At 63.6% G+C, this 17,731-nt stretch carries 13 protein-coding genes and 2 tRNA genes; 9 read left to right on the top strand and 6 right to left on the bottom strand.

Annotated features, from left to right (window positions below; genetic code table 11):
- Window positions 1-220 precede the first annotated feature (220 nt).
- Complete coding sequence (clpB, locus tag ACK4FZ_RS12265) at window positions 221-2,797, bottom strand: ATP-dependent chaperone ClpB (protein ID WP_409821309.1); 2,577 nt, start codon at window positions 2,795-2,797, stop codon at window positions 221-223.
- A gap of 145 nt (window positions 2,798-2,942) precedes the next feature.
- Here clpB and ACK4FZ_RS12260 point away from each other — a divergent pair, with 145 nt between their 5' ends.
- On the top strand, window positions 2,943-3,419 hold the full coding sequence (locus tag ACK4FZ_RS12260; RefSeq protein ID WP_409821307.1) for a hypothetical protein: 477 nt from the start codon (window positions 2,943-2,945) through the stop codon (window positions 3,417-3,419).
- A 112-nt stretch (window positions 3,420-3,531) separates the two neighbouring features.
- On the top strand, window positions 3,532-5,523 hold the full coding sequence (gene mnmC / locus ACK4FZ_RS12255; protein WP_409821304.1) for a bifunctional tRNA (5-methylaminomethyl-2-thiouridine)(34)-methyltransferase MnmD/FAD-dependent 5-carboxymethylaminomethyl-2-thiouridine(34) oxidoreductase MnmC: 1,992 nt from the start codon (window positions 3,532-3,534) through the stop codon (window positions 5,521-5,523).
- A gap of 78 nt (window positions 5,524-5,601) precedes the next feature.
- Here mnmC and ACK4FZ_RS12250 read toward each other — a convergent pair whose 3' ends face one another.
- A complete protein-coding gene (locus tag ACK4FZ_RS12250; RefSeq protein ID WP_409821302.1) occupies window positions 5,602-6,027 on the bottom strand; it encodes an acyl-CoA thioesterase in 426 nt (141 codons plus the stop codon).
- A gap of 137 nt (window positions 6,028-6,164) precedes the next feature.
- On the opposite strand from ACK4FZ_RS12250, the gene ACK4FZ_RS12245 reads away from it, so the two are divergent.
- The gene (locus tag ACK4FZ_RS12245; RefSeq protein WP_409821299.1) at window positions 6,165-6,728 is read left to right on the top strand and encodes a thymidine kinase; all 564 of its coding nucleotides are present in this window, start codon (window positions 6,165-6,167) and stop codon (window positions 6,726-6,728) included.
- Entirely contained in the window at window positions 6,725-7,123 is a 399-nt protein-coding gene (locus ACK4FZ_RS12240; protein WP_409821297.1) for a hypothetical protein, read from the top strand. The genes ACK4FZ_RS12245 and ACK4FZ_RS12240 overlap by 4 nt, the downstream gene beginning before the upstream one ends.
- 291 nt (window positions 7,124-7,414) lie before the next feature.
- Here ACK4FZ_RS12240 and ACK4FZ_RS12235 read toward each other — a convergent pair whose 3' ends face one another.
- The 3 genes from ACK4FZ_RS12235 to ACK4FZ_RS12225 all read right to left on the bottom strand — a co-directional run bounded on the left by ACK4FZ_RS12235 (window position 7,415) and on the right by ACK4FZ_RS12225 (window position 8,898).
- Window positions 7,415-8,449, bottom strand: a complete 1,035-nt coding sequence (locus tag ACK4FZ_RS12235) for an adenosine deaminase (RefSeq protein ID WP_409821295.1) — start codon at window positions 8,447-8,449, stop codon at window positions 7,415-7,417.
- A 207-nt stretch (window positions 8,450-8,656) separates the two neighbouring features.
- A tRNA-Ser gene (locus ACK4FZ_RS12230) sits at window positions 8,657-8,747 on the bottom strand.
- A gap of 60 nt (window positions 8,748-8,807) precedes the next feature.
- A tRNA-Ser gene (locus tag ACK4FZ_RS12225) sits at window positions 8,808-8,898 on the bottom strand.
- Between the two features lie 255 nt (window positions 8,899-9,153).
- Here ACK4FZ_RS12225 and ACK4FZ_RS12220 point away from each other — a divergent pair.
- The 4 genes from ACK4FZ_RS12220 (at window position 9,154) to serS (ending at window position 14,152) form a co-directional block, all read left to right on the top strand.
- Window positions 9,154-10,746, top strand: coding sequence for an NAD+ synthase (locus ACK4FZ_RS12220; protein WP_409821292.1), 1,593 nt, complete (start codon window positions 9,154-9,156; stop codon window positions 10,744-10,746).
- Window positions 10,747-10,936: 190 nt separating this feature from the next.
- Window positions 10,937-11,542, top strand: a complete 606-nt coding sequence (lolA, locus tag ACK4FZ_RS12215) for an outer membrane lipoprotein chaperone LolA (RefSeq protein ID WP_409821291.1) — start codon at window positions 10,937-10,939, stop codon at window positions 11,540-11,542.
- Window positions 11,543-11,545: 3 nt separating this feature from the next.
- A complete protein-coding gene (locus ACK4FZ_RS12210; RefSeq protein WP_409821289.1) occupies window positions 11,546-12,862 on the top strand; it encodes a replication-associated recombination protein A in 1,317 nt (438 codons plus the stop codon).
- A 3-nt stretch (window positions 12,863-12,865) separates the two neighbouring features.
- On the top strand, window positions 12,866-14,152 hold the full coding sequence (serS, locus tag ACK4FZ_RS12205) for a serine--tRNA ligase (RefSeq protein ID WP_409821286.1): 1,287 nt from the start codon (window positions 12,866-12,868) through the stop codon (window positions 14,150-14,152).
- 95 nt (window positions 14,153-14,247) lie between these two features.
- On the opposite strand, the gene ACK4FZ_RS12200 is transcribed toward serS, so the two are convergent.
- Window positions 14,248-16,758: an EAL domain-containing protein gene (locus ACK4FZ_RS12200; protein WP_409821284.1), complete on the bottom strand. Its 2,511-nt coding sequence runs from the start codon at window positions 16,756-16,758 to the stop codon at window positions 14,248-14,250.
- A 304-nt stretch (window positions 16,759-17,062) separates the two neighbouring features.
- On the opposite strand from ACK4FZ_RS12200, the gene ACK4FZ_RS12195 reads away from it, so the two are divergent.
- Complete coding sequence (locus ACK4FZ_RS12195; RefSeq protein ID WP_409821282.1) at window positions 17,063-17,719, top strand: hypothetical protein; 657 nt, start codon at window positions 17,063-17,065, stop codon at window positions 17,717-17,719.
- The last annotated feature ends 12 nt before the right edge of the window (window positions 17,720-17,731 follow it).

Raw genomic sequence — 17,731 nt, 5'->3', positions numbered from 1 at the left:
TTATTGATGGTGGGTCATCACCGCCAATGCGGCCACGCCCAGACTGAGGCCGGCGCCGCCTGATGACAAGTATCGGCGTTGCATGCGTCAGTACAATGTCTTTTTATGACCACGCGCCGGCTGCGGCGGTTCCTTTCGCCCAAAATCATCGCCAGACAGAATGCAAAAACCCCGGCCAAAGCCGGGGTCGGAGCAAAGGTTGGCCGCAGCGCAGCTGGCCCTAGTCGAACTTCAGGCCGCTGCCGGCGGCGCTAACCATCACCGTGGACTTCGGCGGGTACTTGCCGCCCAGAATGGCCTTGGCCAGCGGGTTTTCGATCTCGCTCTGGATGGCACGCTTCAGCGGCCGCGCGCCGTATACCGGATCGAAACCGGCGTCGGCAATCAGCGCCAGCGCACTGTCGTCCACCTGCAGGCTGATGTCCAGCTTGGCCAGGCGCTGTTCCAGCCGCTTCAGCTGGATGCGGGCGATGGAGCGGATGTGGTCTTGCCCCAGCGCGTGGAACACCACCAGTTCGTCGATACGGTTGACGAACTCGGGGCGGAAGTGCGCTTTCACCTCGGCCATCACCGCCAGCTTGATCACCTGGTAGTCGCGGTCTTCCATGTTCTGGATGTGCTGGCTGCCCATATTGGACGTCATCACGATTACCGTGTTCTTGAAGTCCACGGTACGGCCCTGGCCGTCGGTGAGGCGGCCGTCGTCCAGCACTTGCAGCAGCACGTTGAACACGTCGGGGTGGGCTTTTTCCACCTCGTCCAGCAGAATCACGCTGTACGGCTTGCGACGCACCTGCTCGGTCAGCAGGCCGCCTTCCTCGTAGCCCACGTAGCCGGGCGGCGCGCCGATCAGGCGGGCAACCGAGTGCTTCTCCATGTATTCCGACATGTCGATGCGGATCAGGTGCTCTTCGCTGTCGAACAGGAAGCCGGCCAGCGCCTTGCACAGCTCGGTTTTGCCCACGCCAGTCGGGCCCAGGAACAGGAAGGAACCATACGGGCGGTTAGGGTCGGCCAGGCCGGAGCGCGAGCGGCGGATGGCGTCGGCCACCACTGTTACCGCCTCGTCCTGCCCCACCACGCGCTGGTGCAGCACGCTTTCCATCTGCAGTAGCTTGTCGCGCTCGCCGGTCAGCATTTTGCTCACCGGAATGCCGGTCATGCGCGATACCACCTCGGCGACTTCCTCGGCACCGACCTGGGTACGCAGCAGGCGGTTGGGCGTGGCGTCGCCGCTGTCGGCGGCCTCGGCTTCCTTCAGGCGGCCTTCCAGCTGCGGCAGCTTGCCGTACTGCAGCTCGGCCAGTTTTTGCCAGTCGCCACGGCGCTTCAGCTCCTCGATCTCCACTTTTACCTGCTCGATCTCTTCCTTGATCGCCTGGCTGCCCTGCTGGCTGGCTTTTTCGGCTTTCCAGATTTCTTCCAGGTCGGCGTACTCGCGCGACAGGCTGTCGATTTCGTCCTCGATCAGCTGCAGGCGCTTTCTGGAGGCTTCGTCGCTCTCGCGCTTCACCGCCTCGCGCTCGATTTTCAGCTGGATCAGGCGACGGTCCAGCTTGTCCATTTCTTCCGGCTTGGAGTCCAGCTCCATCTTGATCTTGGACGCGGCTTCGTCGATCAGGTCGATGGCCTTGTCCGGCAAGAAGCGGTCGGTGATGTAGCGCTGGCTCAGCTCGGCGGCGGCCACGATGGCCGGGTCGGTAATGTCCACACCGTGGTGGATTTCGTACTTCTCTTGCAGGCCGCGCAGGATGGCGATGGTGTCTTCCACCGACGGCTCGTCCACCAGCACTTTCTGGAAACGGCGCTCCAGCGCGGCGTCTTTTTCGATGTACTTGCGGTATTCGTCCAGCGTGGTGGCGCCCAGGCAGTGCAGCTCGCCGCGCGCCAGCGCCGGCTTCAGCATATTGCCGGCGTCCATCGCGCCATCGGCCTTGCCGGCGCCCACCATGGTGTGGATTTCGTCGATGAACAGGATGATGTTGCCTTCATCCTTGGCCACGTCGCTCAGCACCGCCTTCAGCCGCTCTTCGAACTCGCCGCGGAACTTGGCACCGGCAATCAGGCCGGCCATGTCCAGCACCAGCAGCTTCTTGTGCTTCAGGCTTTCCGGCACTTCGCCGTTGACGATGCGCTGTGCCAGCCCTTCCACGATGGCGGTCTTGCCCACGCCCGGTTCGCCGATCAGCACCGGGTTGTTCTTGGTGCGGCGTTGCAGTACCTGGATGGCGCGGCGGATTTCGTCGTCGCGGCCGATCACCGGGTCCAGCTTGCCCATGCGGGCGCGCTCGGTCAGGTCCAGCGTGTACTTTTTCAGCGCCTCGCGCTGCTCTTCGGCGTCGGCATTGTCCACCGCCTCGCCGCCGCGCACGGCATCCACTGCCGCGGTGATGGCGGCAAGTTGGCCGCCGTGCTGCTTCAGCAGGCGGGCTGCCTCGCCCTTGTCGGCGGCCAACACCAGCAGGAACAGCTCGCTGGCGATGAACTGGTCGCCGCGCTTGGTGGCGGCCTGATCGGTCAGGTTCAGCAGCTTGCCCAGCTCGCGCGATACCGTGATGTCGCCATCGCCGCCGCTGACTTTCGGCAAACGCGCCACACTGTCGCGCAGCGCGGTTTTCAGCGCGCCCACATTGGTGCCGGCACGCGCCAGCAGGCTGCCGATGCCGCTTTCGGTATCGTCCAGCATGGCCAGCAGCAGGTGTTGTGGCTCGATAAAAGCATTGTCGGACGCCAGCGCCAGGCTCTGGGACTCGGCCAGCGCCTGCTGGAATTTGGTAGTGAGTTTGTCGAAACGCATGACAGCCTCCGTGGCAAAAAAGCTTCGATACCCCCTAGCTTGGGAGGGGTATGCTGCTTTTCAAGGTTCACATTGACGCCACTTTGCCTACGATCAAAGAGCAGCTGACACATTTACAAAGTAAACCTATGAAACGAGGGGCCATATGAAAAAGACAATACTGTCCTTTGCCTGCTGTTTCGCTGCCGGAACGACGCTGGCCGCGGAGACATCAGTACTGATCTTCGGCGCCTCACACCACGGCAGTTGCGATGCTGCGCGCTGGAACTGCGAATTAAGCAGCAGCAACCCCGGCCTTGGACTGGAATTGGCAGAACCGGGCCCCGATTACACTCTGTTCATCCGCGGTGGCGGCTACCGCGACTCGCTGCGCGAAACGGCCTACTTTGTGGCCGGCGGTGGCCGCAAGCAGTGGGAAATCAGCGATGAAGTCGTGGCAGGCGCCGGCGTGATGGTGGGCTACCTCAACGGCAGCGGCGTGCACGGCCTGGCCGGGCTGCCCTTCGTCACCGTAGGAGGGAAATTGCTACAACTGGAAATAGGCTATGCGCCCAAGCTGCAATGGAAAGACCGCATGATGCCGGCTACTACCACTTTCAGCTTGCGCTGGCAGCTGCAATAAAGTCCGTCATGCCCGTCGGGTTTTTGCATCGCACCATAGGCGATCACCCTGCAAGCGGGCATACTATGCGCCATCAACGTTTGACCCCGTGCCACCGGCACCTTGCCTGACCATGACCTCTCCCCTTCAAGCCGCCCGCCTGGACTGGAGCACCGGCCTGCCGATGTCGGCAGACTACGGTGACGTGTATTTTTCCCGCGACAGCGGCCTGGCCGAAACCCGTCACGTTTTCATCGACAACAACCAGCTGCCGCAACGCTTTGCTGCTTTGCAACAAGATGCCTTGTTCGTCATCGGCGAAACCGGCTTCGGCACCGGCCTGAACTTTCTGGTGGCATGGCAGTGCTTTCTGCAGCACGCACCGGCAGGCGCCCGGCTGGCGTTTGTCAGCACCGAAAAACACCCGCTAACCCCGGACGACCTGCAACGCGCGCTGGCCATGTGGCCCGAGCTAGCCACAGAAGCCGACGCGCTGCTGCGCCAGTACCAGGAGATGGCACCGGGCTGGCACCGCTACCTGCTGGCTGGCGGCCGCATCAGCCTTACCCTGCTGGTAGGCGACGCGCTGGCTACCTTGCCCGAGCTGGACGCCCGCGTCGATGCCTGGTTCCTGGACGGCTTTGCGCCGTCGCGCAACCCGGACATGTGGCAACCGGCGCTGTTTGAACAGCTGGCCCGCCTGAGCAAGCCCGGCGCCACGCTGGCCACTTTTACCAGCGCCGGCATCGTGCGCCGAGGCCTGGCCGAGGCCGGCTTCGCGGTAGAGAAAGTAGCGGGCTTCGGCAGCAAGCGCGAGATGACGCGTGGCCAACTCGACACCGCACCGGCTGCCGGCTGGCAAGCCCCGTGGTACGCCCGCCCGCAGTTGGCCGCCAACCGCGAACGCAGCGCTATTGTGGTGGGGGCTGGCATTGCCGGCGCCAGCACCGCCTACAGCCTGGCCGTGCGCGGCTGGCAGGTCACGGTGGTAGACCGCCACCCGCAGCCGGCCAGCGAAGCGTCCGGCAACCCGCAAGGCGTACTGTACACCAAGCTGTCGCCGCACTTCACGCCGCTGACACAGCTGATTCTGTCCGGCTACGGCTACAGCCTGCGTACGCTGCAAGCGCAGCTGCCGCAGGGTGAGGACAGCTGGCGCCAGTGCGGCGTACTGCAGCTGGCGCACAATGCCGATGAAGAAAAACGCCAGGGCGGCCTGGCGCTGGCCGGGTTGCCGCACGGCATCCTGCACGCGGTGAACGCCGAGCAGGCGTCGGCACTGGCCGGGCTGCCATTGCAGCATGGCGGGTTGTTCTTTCCGCAAGGCGGCTGGCTGCACCCGCCGGCACTGGTACGCCGGCTGCTGGACCACCCCAACATCACGCTGCGGCTGGCCACCGCCATTACCGAGCTGGCACAAAACCCGGCCGACAACAGCTGGGTGGCGATGGACAGCGACGGCCCGCTGGCCATTGGCAGCATTGCCGTACTGGCCACCGCCAACGAGACCGTCCAGTTCGACCCCACCTTCTACCTGCCGGTAAAACGCATTCGCGGCCAGGTATCGGTACTGCCGGCCACCGACGCCAGCCGCCAGCTGAAAACGGTGATCTGCGGCGAAGGCTATATCTCGCCGGCGCGCCACGATAGCCACTGCATGGGTGCCACCTTCAAGTTCGACACCAGCGACACCCGTGCCTGCGACGACGAGCACGAAGAAAACCTCGCCATGCTGGCGCAGATGGCGCCGGCGCTGCACGAGGCGCTGGGGGGCGAGGCACTGTCGGCCGCAGACTGCAGCGGCCGTGCCGCCTTGCGCTGCACCAGCCCGGACTACCTGCCGATGTGCGGTGCGGTGGTGGACCGCGAGGCGTTTATCGATTGCTACGGCCAGCTGGGCCGCGACGCGTCGCTGAAAATCAGCCAGCCGGCGCCGGAAGTGGGCGGGCTGTTTGTCAGCACGGCGCACGGTTCGCGTGGCATGGTCACTGCCCCGCTGTGCGGCGAGGTGCTGGCCAGCCTGCTGGAAAACGAACCGGCGCCGCTGCCCAAACCAATCATGGACGCCATCCACCCCAGCCGCTTCCTGATCCGTGACATCGTGCGGCAAAAGCTGCGCGACTAGCCACTTGCCATCGCAGCGACAAGGCCCTGGCGCGTGCGCCAGGGCCTTGTCGCGTGACGCATGCCCGATGTCTTCGGCTCAGGCCTCGGCCCCTGCTGCGCGCAGCAAGGCGCGGATGGGCTCCGGAATCGACACCGTTTTGCCGGCCTGGTAGTCCACCCACACCAGCGTGGCCTCACCCACTGCATAGACGGTGCTGTCGTCGCCGGCCAGGTAGAAGTGATGGCGCAGCTTCAGGCTGCTGCGGCCAACCTTTTCCACTTCGGTGGTCACCACCACAGTAGCCGGGTAGGAAAACTCGCGCTTGAAGGTACAACTGGTGCTGCCCAGCACCGGGCCGACACCGGCCGGGTCGATCGGGTGGCCGATGCTGTCCAGCCACTCCACGCGAATCTGCTCCATGTAGCGGAAGTAATAGGTATTGTTGAGGTGGCCCACCGCGTCCATGTCGCCCCAGCGCATGGTGATGGTACGGCGGTCCAGCAGTGGCAGTGTCTTTTCCATGTTTCGCCCCTTGTGTGCAATGCAGCATATGATAGCCGCCCGCTTACGCTAACGTAAGCAGTCGCGATGAACGCAGTGTTCGCCCGCCCCTGCCGGCTGCGCTACAATGCCAGCCCTTCGCCAAACCTTTGTACGCCATGGCCAAACTTTTCTATCGCTACGCTGCCATGAACAGCGGCAAAAGCACGCAGCTGCTGCAGATAGCCAATAACTACGAAACGATGGGCAAGGCCGTGCGCCTGTATACCGCCGCCATCGACCATCGCTATGGCGTGGGCAAGATCACCTCGCGGCTGAACATCCAGCGCGACGCGCTGACCTACGACGACGGTTTCGACTTTCTGGCGCAAGACTATCAGGGCATTGCCTGCGTACTGATCGACGAAGCCCAGTTCCTCACCAGCCAGCAGGCGCAGCAACTGCACCGCCTGGCGCATACCCGTGGCGTGCCGGTGATCTGCTTCGGCTTGCGCAGCGACTTCAAGGGCGAGCCGTTCCCCGGCGCCGCCTGGCTGCTGGCACTGGCCGAGGACATCGAAGAAATCAAGACCATCTGCCACTGCGGCCGCAAGGCCACCATGCACATCCGCATGGATGGGCAAGGCCAGCGTATTCAGGAAGGCCCGCAGGTGGATATCGGCGACGAAACGCGTTACCAGGCGGTGTGTGCCGACTGTTTCTATCAAGGCGAACAAGCATGAGCAAACCCCGCAAGGACAGCAAACCCGGCAGCGACAGCGCGCTGCGCCAGGCTGCCGACAAACGCCACGCCCAGGCCGAAGCGGCCTGCCGCACCGTGCTGGATACCTTTGCCGCACTGGCCGAAGACAGCGCCTGGCAAGGCTGCGAGATGGCGGTGAAATACGCGCAGATGGCGGCGGTGTACGCACGCAAGATCCGCAACGGCCGCGTGATCAGCCCGGCCGACTTCAACGCGGCGGTAGAAGTGTGTACCGCCGCGCGCCGCGCCCTGCGCAGCCTGGACGCCGAGCTGACTTTTGCCGGCCACCCGCAGCAAGCGGCGCTGACCGACGCGGCCAACCTGAGCTACCAGGTACTGCTGGCGCACCACCAGCTGACCAAAGGCAAGGCGTAAGCCGCCGGCGGCCACCACACGGCTGGCTTGCACCCGTCGTCGTCAGTGGATGCAACGCAACAAGGCCACGGCTATGCCGTGGCCTTGTGCTTCCAGCGGCAGACAGCATCCGGCCCAAGCTTGTACCGGACCCGGCAAAGCCGGGCCGCGCCACGGCAGTTTTTGAAACCGCCGCCTTTCCGTTTACAAAAAAAGCCTGTCTGCTCCGCAGACAGGCTTTTTCATCAAGCTCAGCACAAGGCCACGGCTATGCCATGGCCTTGTGCTTTTACAACGCTGCGTTTCTACCGATCAGCCAGCGTGTGCCGCCTGCCACTGCGCGTGCACACGGGCCACCTCGTCCAGCCAGCGCTGCTTGTCTGCTGCCGGCAGCCAGCTGGCCTCGAAGCTGTTGTTCACCAGCTGTACCACTTCGGCGTCGCTCAGGCCCAAGGCCTCGCGGCAGGCGTAGAAGTTCTGGTTCAGGTAGCCACCAAAGTAAGCCGGGTCGTCCGAGTTCACCATCGCCGCCAGGCCAGCCTGCAGCATGCGGCGCAGCGGGTGCTGCGCCAGGTCCGGCGTGACCTGCAAACGCTGGTTGGATAACGGGCACACGGTCAGCGGCGTACGGTCTGCGGCCAACCTTTGCACCAGCGCCTCGTCTTCCAGGCTGCGTACGCCGTGGTCGATGCGGCATACCTGCAGCAGGTCCAGCGCCTCCACCACATACGCCGCGGGGCCTTCCTCGCCAGCGTGCGCCACACAGGGCAAGCCCAGTGCATGGCAGCGGGCAAACAGGCGGGCAAACTTGGACGGCGGGTGGCCCAGCTCGCTGGAATCCAGCCCGAAACCGTCGATACCGGCCAGGAACGGCTCGGCCTGGTGCAGCACCGCCATGCCGGCTTCTTCGCTGAGGTGGCGCAAAAAGCTCATGATCAGGCGCGAGCTCATGCCCCACTGCGTCTGCGCGGCGTCCAGCGCACGGCGAATGCCGTGGTAGACGGTGGCGAAGGCGATGCCGCGGTCGGTATGGGTTTGCGGGTCGAAGAAGATCTCGGTGTGCACGATGCGGTCGGCGTGCGCGCGCTCCAGGTAAGCCCAGGTCAGGTCGTAGAAATCCTGCTCGGTTTGCAACACGCCGGCGCCGGCGTAGTACAGGTCCAGAAACGATTGCAGGTTGTCGAACTGATACGCCGCGCGCAGCGTGTCGATATCGGCGTACGGCAGCGTCATGCCGTTACGGGCCGCCAGCGCAAACATCAGCTCCGGCTCCAGCGTGCCTTCAATGTGCAGGTGCAGCTCGGTTTTGGGCAGGGCGGCGATCAGGGAATCCACGGGATGGGTCATGGCAGGCTTTCGGCTAGGTTGGCCGCAACGCGGCCTGTTCAAACACGTATGATGACGCGGCCCGGCGTGGCCGGGCCCGGTAAAACCTTTGGGTATACTTTATCAGCAGCCAGTGGCTGGCCACAGGCGCCGGCCGGTCTTTCTGCTTAGCCCACGCCGGCGGCCATACCAAAGCAAAAAGCCCCGCAGTGCGGGGCTTTTTGATTCTGGCGGAGAGGGGGGGATTCGAACCCCCGTCAGGGTATTACCCTGAACACGCTTTCCAGGCGTGCGACTTAAACCACTCATCCACCTCTCCAGAATGTGTTGCTGGCAGCTTGGCTGCGGCAATCTCCGGCTGGGCGCAGATTGTAAAAACTGGCGGAGAGGGGGGGATTCGAACCCCCGTCAGGGTATTACCCTGAACACGCTTTCCAGGCGTGCGACTTAAACCACTCATCCACCTCTCCAGATGGCTCTTTTCGACTTGCCGTGCGGCGTTTCGTCGTCAGAGGCTGCGCATTGTAGTGAACGACCCCGCGCTTGGCAAGCTTTTTTACAAAAAAATGCATGCATTACCGCGCCCTGCCCGCTCCCACCGGCCAGCACCACGACACAAGCGACTGATCCGGCAAACAAAAGCGGCGCCGGGCGCATGGTGGCAGCCAGCCAGCGCTGCCTTCAGGTAGAATTGCGGCATTGCAAAACTTATTGCCAAAGACACGATGCGCATTGCTCTTGCCCAGTTCAACCCGGTTGTCGGCGACATTGCCGGCAATACCCAGAAAATCCTGGCCCTGGCACACCAGGCCATCGCCCAGGGTGCCGACATCCTCGTCACCCCCGAGCTGGCCCTCACCGGCTACAGCCCGGAAGACCTGCTGCTGCGCGACCACTTCTACCGCGCCATTGCCGCCGGCCTGGACGAGCTGGAGCAACTGGACGGCATCACGCTGGTGATCGGCCACCCGGCCAAGCTGGGCAACGAACGCTTCAACGCTGCCACCGTGCTGCGCGACGGCCACCGCTTGGGCCAGTACCACAAGATGCTTCTGCCCAACAACGAAGTGTTCGACGAATGCCGTTACTTCACCCCTGGCGCGGCGCCGCTGGTATTCGAGCAGAACGGCGTGCAGGTGGGCGTGCTGATCTGCGAAGACGTGTGGTCGATCGAGCCGGCGGCCGAAGCCGCCGATGCCGGCGCCGACGTGATCGTGTCGCTGAACGCGTCGCCGTTCCACCGCAACAAGATCGAAACCCGCCACGAGATGCTGCGCTACCGGGTGCAGGAAACAGGCCTGCCCATCGCCTACGTCAACCTCACCGGCGGCCAGGACGAACTGGTGTTCGACGGCGGCTCGTTCGCGCTGAACAAACAGGGCGAGCTGGTGGCGCAGGCCGCCGCCTACGACGACGAACTGCTGCTGCTGGACTACGACGGCCACGACTTCACCGCCGCCCGTCAGGCCACCCTGCCCGGCGAGCTGGAAAGCGTGTACCGCGCGCTGGTGGTGGGCGTGCGTGACTACATCGGCAAGAGCGGCTTCCCCGGCGCGCTGCTGGGCCTGTCCGGCGGCATCGATTCTGCCCTTACCCTGGCCATTGCCGTGGATGCACTGGGTGCCGACCGCGTGCACGCGGTGATGATGCCGTCGCGCTACACCGCCGACATCAGCGTGGACGATAGCCGCGACATGGTGCAGCGCGTGGGCGTGAAGTACGACGAAATCGAAATCTGGCCGATGTACGAAAGCTTCATGGCGGCGCTGGCGCCGTCGTTTGACGGCCTGGCGATGGACACCACCGAAGAAAACCTGCAGGCGCGTATTCGCGGCACCCTGCTGATGGCGCTGTCCAACAAGACCGGCAAGCTGGTGCTGACCACCGGCAACAAGTCGGAAATGACCACCGGCTACTGCACGCTGTACGGCGACATGGCCGGCGGCTTTGCCGTGCTGAAAGACGTAGCCAAAACCCTGGTGTTCGAGCTGTGCCGCTGGCGCAATACCGTCGGTGACATCATCCCCGAGCGCATCATCACCCGTCCGCCGTCGGCCGAGCTGCGCCCGGACCAGAAAGACCAGGACAGCCTGCCGCCGTACGAGGTGCTGGACGCCATCATGGCGCGCTACGTGGAGCACAATATGTCGGCCGCCGAGATCATCCGCGACGGCTTTGCCGAGGCCGACGTCAACAAGGTGGTGCGCCTGCTGAAGATCAACGAATACAAGCGCCGCCAGGCGCCGGTGGGCCCGCGCATTACCCATCGCGGCTTCGGCAAGGACTGGCGCTACCCCATCACCAACCGTTTCAGCTAAGGCCCTGCCGGCTGCCGCCAGGCGCCGGCCACCCGCAGCAAAACGGTTGCGGCCAACCCCGGCAACCCAGGTTGGCCGCACCACGCCAGGCGGCAGGCACCGGCCGCCACTGTGTTAAGCGTTGTTAAGCGGTGCGAATCTGCGGCCGCCCATGCGGTCACACCACCGTTGCAACCCCACAAGGAACACCATGAAAACCATTGCCAGCGCCCTGTTGTGCGTCGCCCTCGCCGCCCCGGCCCACGCCGCCGCCATCGCCCAGCTCAAACAGTTTGTCGGCAGCACCAAAACGCTGTCGGCCAACTTCAGCCAGACCGTCAGCAGCAAGGGAAAACAGGAAACCGCCAGCGGCGTGATGGAGCTGCAACGCCCCGGCAAGCTGCGCTGGGCGTACAGCAAGCCGTTCGAACAGCTGATTGTCGGCGACGGCAGCACGCTGTGGATTTACGACAAAGAACTGGCGCAGATCACCAAGCGCAAACAGGCCGGCGCGCTGGGCAGCAGCCCCGCCGCCCTGCTAGCCGGCAGCAACGCCATCGAGCGCGACTACCTGCTGCGCGAGATGGGCCGCCAGGGCGACGTGGAATGGCTGGCCGCCAGCCCGAAGAAGGCCGACAACACCTTCGAATCGATCAAGATGGGCTTCAGCAATAACCAGCTGGTGGAAATGGAGCTGACCGACAGCTTTGGCAACCTCACCCGCATCCGCTTTAGCGACATCAGGAAAAACCCGCCGCTGCCGGCAGCCAACTTCAGCTTCACGCCGCCCAAGGGCGTGGACGTGGTAAGCGAGTAAGCGATGGACCTGTTTGCGCGCGAACCGCAAAAACCGCTGGCCGAGGCGCTGCGCCCGGCGTCGCTGGATGACGTCATCGGCCAGCAACACCTGATCGGCCCCGGCAAACCGCTGCGACTGGCCATCGAGGCGCAAGTACCGCACAGCATGATCCTGTGGGGCCCGCCCGGCGTCGGCAAAACCACGCTGGCGCGCATCCTGGCTCGTGCCTTCGACGCCGAGTTCATCCCGCTGTCGGCGGTACTGTCCGGCGTCAAGGACATCCGCGAAGCGGTGGAGCGCGCCCACGCCACGCTGCAGCAAAGCGGCCGCCGCACCATCCTGTTTGTCGACGAGGTGCACCGCTTCAACAAGAGCCAGCAGGACGCCTTTTTGCCGTTTGTGGAATCCGGCCTGCTCACCTTCATTGGCGCCACTACCGAAAACCCGTCGTTCGAGGTCAACGCCGCGCTGCTGTCGCGCGCCCAGGTCTACGTGCTGACATCACTGGCCGCCGACGAGCTGCAGGCGCTGTTCGAGCGGGCGGCGGCCAACGGCGCGCTGGACGGGCTGGACATCGACGCCGACGCCCGCAACGCGCTGGCAGGCTACGCCGACGGCGACGCCCGCCGCTTCCTGAACCTGCTGGAACAAACCCGTACCGCCGCGCTGGCACGCAAGACCGCACGCGTCGACAGCGCCTTTCTGGCCGAGGTACTCAGCGTCAACGCCCGCCGCTTCGACAAGGGCGGCGACGCCTTCTACGACCAGATCTCGGCGCTGCACAAATCGGTACGCGGCTCCAACCCTGACGCCGCGCTGTACTGGCTGACGCGCATGCTGGACGGCGGCGCCGACCCGCGCTACCTGGCGCGCCGCATCGTACGCATGGCGTGGGAAGACATCGGCCTGGCCGACCCGCGTGCCATGCAGATCGCCAACGACGCCGCCGCCACCTACGAACGCCTGGGCAGCCCGGAAGGCGAGCTGGCGCTGGGCCAGGCGGTGATCTACCTGGCCATCGCGGCCAAGAGTAATGCCGGCTACATGGCGTATAATGCTGCCCGCGCCTTCGTGGCAGGCGACAGCTCGCGCCCGGTGCCGGTACACTTGCGCAATGCGCCTACCCGGCTGATGAAAGAGCTGGGTTACGGCCACGAATACCGCTACGCCCACGACGAGCCGCACGCGTATGCGGCGGGCGAAACCTATATGCCGGAAGGCCTGGAAGACGTGCGCTGGTACGAACCGGTGCCGCGCGGGCTGGAGAGCAAGATTGCCGACAAGCTGGCCTTTCTGCGCCAGCTGGACGACGAAGCCCATTCAAAGAAACAGGATTAGAACATGCTGGATATCCAACTGCTGCGCAGCAATATCGATGAAGTGGCGGCCCGCCTGGCCAGCCGTGGCTACACGCTGGAGGTAGACGCCTTCAACGCCCTGGAAGCCGAACGCAAATCCCTGCAAACCCGCATGCAGGACCTGCAATCCCAGCGCAACAGCACCTCCAAGCAAATCGGCATTGCCAAGAAAAACGGCGAAGACGTGTCCGCCATCATGGCGCAAGTTGCCACCCTGGGCGACGAGCTGAAAGCCGCCGAAGACGCCTTCGCCGCGGTACAAAGCCGCCTGGACAACTGGCTGCTGACCATACCCAACGTACCGCACGAGTCGGTTCCGGCCGGTGAAGACGAAAGCGGCAACGTGGAAGTGCGCCGCTGGGGCACCCCGCGCAGCTTTGACTTCGACATCAAGGACCACGTTGACGTGGGCGCGCCGCTGGGCCTGGACTTCGAAACCGGCGCCAAGCTGTCCGGCGCCCGCTTTACCGTGCTGCGCGCCGATATCGCCCGCCTGCACCGCGCGTTGGCGCAGTTCATGCTGAACACCCACAGCGAACAACACGGCTACAGCGAAACCTACACCCCGTACATCGTCAACAGCGACGTACTTTACGGCACCGGCCAGCTGCCGAAGTTTGCCGAAGACATGTTCCGCGTGGAGCGGGGTGGCGAGGCCGCCGCCCAGGCGCAGTACCTGATCTCCACCTCGGAAATCACCATGACCAATATGGTGCGCGAGTCGGTACTGAAGCACGACGAACTGCCGCTGAAATTTACCGCCCACTCGCCGTGCTTCCGCTCCGAAGCCGGCGCCTACGGCCGTGACACCCGTGGCCTGATCCGCCAGCACCAGTTCGACAAGGTGGAAATGGTGCAGATCGCCCACCCGGACCACTCGTTTGCCGCGCTGGACGAAATGGTGGGCCACGCCGAGGTGATCCTGCAGCAACTGGGCCTGCCGTACCGCGTGATGGCGCTGTGCAGCGGCGACATGGGCTTTGGCTCGCACAAGACCTTCGACCTGGAAGTATGGCTGCCGGCGCAGAACACCTACCGTGAAATCAGCTCCTGCTCGAACATGGGCGACTTCCAGGCGCGCCGCATGATGGCCCGCTTCAAGGACGCCGACGGCAAGAACCGCTACGTGCACACGCTGAACGGCTCCGGCCTGGCGGTGGGCCGCACGCTGGTGGCGGTACTGGAGAACTACCAGAACGCCGACGGCAGCGTCACCATCCCCGAAGTGCTGCGCCCGTACATGGGTGGCCGCGACAAGATCGGCGGTTAAGCCCTATGGCACCAGGTTGGCCGCATGCGGCCAAGCTGGCTAACAAAAAGCCGATGCAACTGCATCGGCTTTTTTCATGATGGCATCGCGCAGGGTTAGCCCGGCTTCACCCATTCAGCCTGTAGCAGCGTATGAAATTCGGCCGCAGGCACCGGCTTGCCAAACAGATAACCTTGCGCCATATGGCAGCCTTCCGCCAACAGGAAATCACGGTGCGCCGGCAACTCCACCCCCTCCGCAACGATGGACAAACCCAGGCTGCGCCCCATCGAGATGATGGCCGAGGCAATGGCGGCGTCGTCGCGGTCGTGGTCCAGATCCTTGATAAAGGAACGGTCGATCTTCAGCACTTGTACGGGCAGGCGCTTGAGGTAGGCCAGCGACGAATAACCGGTGCCGAAATCGTCGATTGCCAGCGTCACCCCCATCGCGCGCAGGCCTTCCAGCGCCTTCATCACTTCCACGTCGGTATCCATCGCCGTGCTTTCGGTCATTTCCAGCTCGAGGCAGGCTGCCGGCAGGCCGGTGTCGGCCAACACGTCGCGCACGGTATCGACAATATGGCCGAACTTGAGCTGGCGGCCGGACAGATTGACCGCCACGCGGCCAACGAACACGCCCTCATCCAGCAGCGACTTGGTAAAACGACAGGCCTCCTGCAGCACCCAGCTACCCAGCGGCACGATCAGCGCGCACTCTTCGGCCACCGGAATGAACTCGGCCGGCGACACCATGCCCAGTTCCGGATTCTGCCAGCGGATCAGCGCCTCCATGCCCACCAGCTTGCCACTGGTCACTTCCACCTTGGGTTGGTACCACACCTGGAACTCCTGCTTCATCAGGCCACGATGCAGGCTGTATTCCAGCCGCAAACGCGCCATCGCACTGGCGTTCATATCGGCGGTGTAAAACTGAAAAGTATTCTTGCCACGATTTTTGGCGCGATACATGGCCGCGTCGGCATTTACCAGCAGGCTGTCGGCGGTATTGCCGTCGTCCGGAAACATGGCTATGCCCATGCTGGCAGACACAAACACCTTATTGCCGGCACCTAGCGCCACTTCACCGGTAATACCGGCCAGCATGGCTTGCGCCAGCGCGGCCACCGCATTGGGCTGGCACTGGCCGGACAGCAACACGGTAAACTCGTCGCCCGCCAGCCGGGCTGCCACGGCCCCCGGTGGCAGCTGGCTCTGAATGCGGTTGGCTATCTTGATCAGCAGCTCGTCACCCGCCTGATGACCCAGGGTGTCGTTGATCAGCTTGAAGCGGTCCAGATCAATAAAGATCAGCGCCAGCGGCTGCTCCAGCTCTTGTGCACGCTCCACTGCCAATTGCAGTTTTTCGCCAAACAGCGTGCGATTGGGCAAGCCGGTCAGCGCATCGTGGTTAGCCAGAAAGTGCAGACGCTCTTCCGCCTGCTTGCGCTGGGTGATATCGGTAAATACCGCCACATAGTGACGGGCACCGCCATGGCCATCCGGGATAGCGGTAATGGTGAGGTGCTCGGTATACAGCAGGCCGCTCTTGCGCCGGTTGACCACCTCGCCCTGCCACATGCCCTGTGCTTTGAGCTGGCCCCACATGCGGCGGTAAAAGTCGTCGTCCTGACGGCCGGATTTCAGCAAGGCCGGCGTCTGGCCTACCGCTTCGTCACGGCTGTAACCGGTAATGCGGCTGAATGCGGGGTTCACCGACTGGATGACGCCATTGGGGTCGGTAATCAGGATGCCTTCCATGGTGGACTCGAATACCTTGTCCGCCAGTTGCAGGCTTTCACGCGAGCGCAGCAAGGCCTCGTCGCGCTCGCGCAGCACGGCGCGCAGCTCGGACAGGTATTCCTGTTCGATCGAGGCCAGGATGTCGGCCATGCTGATGATGGCCAACAGCTTGCCGTCGTCGGCCACCACGCCCAGGTGGCGGATCTGGTATTCCATGAACACTTTGCGCGCGGCCAGCAGCGTCATGGTGGCCGGCACCGAACGCAGCGGGTAGCTGGCCAGGTCGGCCGCACAGCGTGCCTGCTCCGGCTGCGCCAGGTAGCGCACCATATCACGGCGGGTGATGATGCCCCAGCTGGCGTCGGCGTAGCGTACTGCCAGCGCCTCTACCGAGAAGTCGCGCATGCACTGCATCACTTCGGCAGCCGGGGCTTCGGCGTAGATCACCACCAGCGATTGTCGTGCCAACGTGTCCAGCCGCTTCATGCGCAAAAACAGCTCGGCGTCCTGGTTCAGCAGGATGTCGGTAGCCGATACCACGCCCACCATCTGGCCGTCGCCATTGCGCACGATAAGGTGGCGCACATTGTGTTCCATCAGCATGCGGGTGGCGTCGGGCAGGCTGCAGTCCAGGGCGACCGCCAGCACCGGCGCGCTCATCACCTCACCCATTACCAGCGTGGCACTGCCAGGCTGGCGCAAGTCAAGCTTGATGGCGTCGGTTTCAGTCCAGATACCGATCGGCTCGCCAGTGTCACTTACAACCACAATAGAGCCGCACAGCGCTTCACACATGGCTTGCGCCGCTGCCGCCACCGTCATGGTAGGCGGACAGCACAATACATTGCGTGACACGATGCTTTCTACGGTATGCGATGAAGACACGCCGGGCTCCGAAGACTGACAAATAAAGAAGTGTTACATTTTAACAGCTGATTTAATACAAACAATAATTAAATACACGCCACTCAGCGTCCGATTATGCAGCAAGTTGCTGCACCCGCCAGCGCAATGGACTCGCGTTTGCGCCAGGTCAGATATTACAACATCTTATTCACATATACGTTTGATGCAATAGAAAACACTTGGTTCTCGTTCAATATTCATCAACAAGATTGTGCTCATGTCACGGCTGCTTTGTGCCGATAACACAGATGCCTATCCGTACATACAGACTGGAGCCAATCAAATGGACATCAGCAGCATCAGCAGCCGCCCGCCCCTGCCCGTGGGCGTATCGGCCGGCAACCAGCAGACGCAGGCCAGCTCAAGCACCGCTACCGCTACCCCGCAGGAAACCGTCGCCCTGGGCCAGACCCCGGTCGACGAGGCCCTCACCTACCCCGACCCGCGCAAAGCCGCCGCCAAGGACAAACCCGACCTGCAGACCATGCTGGACGAATCCAACCGCAAGGTGGATGAGTTCATGCAGTTGCTGGGCGGCATGGTGGAAAAGCAGGGGCTGGAGTGGAGCAAGCTGGTCAGTGGCGAACAAAAGCTGACCGCCGACGCCGAAACCATCGCCAAAGCCAAGGAAGCCGTGTCCGAAGACGGCGAATTCGGCGTGCGCAAGACCGCCGAGCGCATCCTGACCTTTGCCAAGATGGGCATCGGTGACGACCCGGAAAAAATCGCCACCTTCCGCAAGGCGGTCGAGAAAGGGTTTGACGACGCCGCCAAGATACTGGGCGGCAAACTGCCGCAGATCAGCGAGGACACCCGCAAGGTAATCATGGGCGAGTTCGACCGCTGGGAAAAAGAAGGCATCCCCAGCGGCGACAGCGTCAGCCTGAAAAAAGCGGACAGCCCGGCCAAAACGCCAACCGGCGTCAATACCAGCGCCTGACGCACCCAGCCC

This window comes from Vogesella sp. (assembly GCF_046297735.1).
Classification (GTDB): Bacteria; Pseudomonadota; Gammaproteobacteria; order Burkholderiales; family Chromobacteriaceae; genus Vogesella; species Vogesella urethralis.
The sequence above is the reverse complement of the archived record's forward strand: the minus strand, read 5'-3'. Positions and strand labels throughout refer to the sequence as shown.

Excerpts from the sequence above, each read along its gene's own strand:
- clpB (WP_409821309.1), bottom strand. The coding sequence starts at position 2,797 with ATGCGTTTCGACAAACTCACTACCAAATTCCAGCAGGCGCTGGCCGAG.
- ACK4FZ_RS12260 (WP_409821307.1), top strand. The coding sequence starts at position 2,943 with ATGAAAAAGACAATACTGTCCTTTGCCTGCTGTTTCGCTGCCGGAACG.
- mnmC (WP_409821304.1), top strand. The coding sequence starts at position 3,532 with ATGACCTCTCCCCTTCAAGCCGCCCGCCTGGACTGGAGCACCGGCCTG.
- ACK4FZ_RS12250 (WP_409821302.1), bottom strand. The coding sequence starts at position 6,027 with ATGGAAAAGACACTGCCACTGCTGGACCGCCGTACCATCACCATGCGC.
- ACK4FZ_RS12245 (WP_409821299.1), top strand. The coding sequence starts at position 6,165 with ATGGCCAAACTTTTCTATCGCTACGCTGCCATGAACAGCGGCAAAAGC.
- ACK4FZ_RS12240 (WP_409821297.1), top strand. The coding sequence starts at position 6,725 with ATGAGCAAACCCCGCAAGGACAGCAAACCCGGCAGCGACAGCGCGCTG.
- ACK4FZ_RS12235 (WP_409821295.1), bottom strand. The coding sequence starts at position 8,449 with ATGACCCATCCCGTGGATTCCCTGATCGCCGCCCTGCCCAAAACCGAG.
- ACK4FZ_RS12220 (WP_409821292.1), top strand. The coding sequence starts at position 9,154 with ATGCGCATTGCTCTTGCCCAGTTCAACCCGGTTGTCGGCGACATTGCC.
- lolA (WP_409821291.1), top strand. The coding sequence starts at position 10,937 with ATGAAAACCATTGCCAGCGCCCTGTTGTGCGTCGCCCTCGCCGCCCCG.
- ACK4FZ_RS12210 (WP_409821289.1), top strand. The coding sequence starts at position 11,546 with ATGGACCTGTTTGCGCGCGAACCGCAAAAACCGCTGGCCGAGGCGCTG.
- serS (WP_409821286.1), top strand. The coding sequence starts at position 12,866 with ATGCTGGATATCCAACTGCTGCGCAGCAATATCGATGAAGTGGCGGCC.
- ACK4FZ_RS12195 (WP_409821282.1), top strand. The coding sequence starts at position 17,063 with ATGGACATCAGCAGCATCAGCAGCCGCCCGCCCCTGCCCGTGGGCGTA.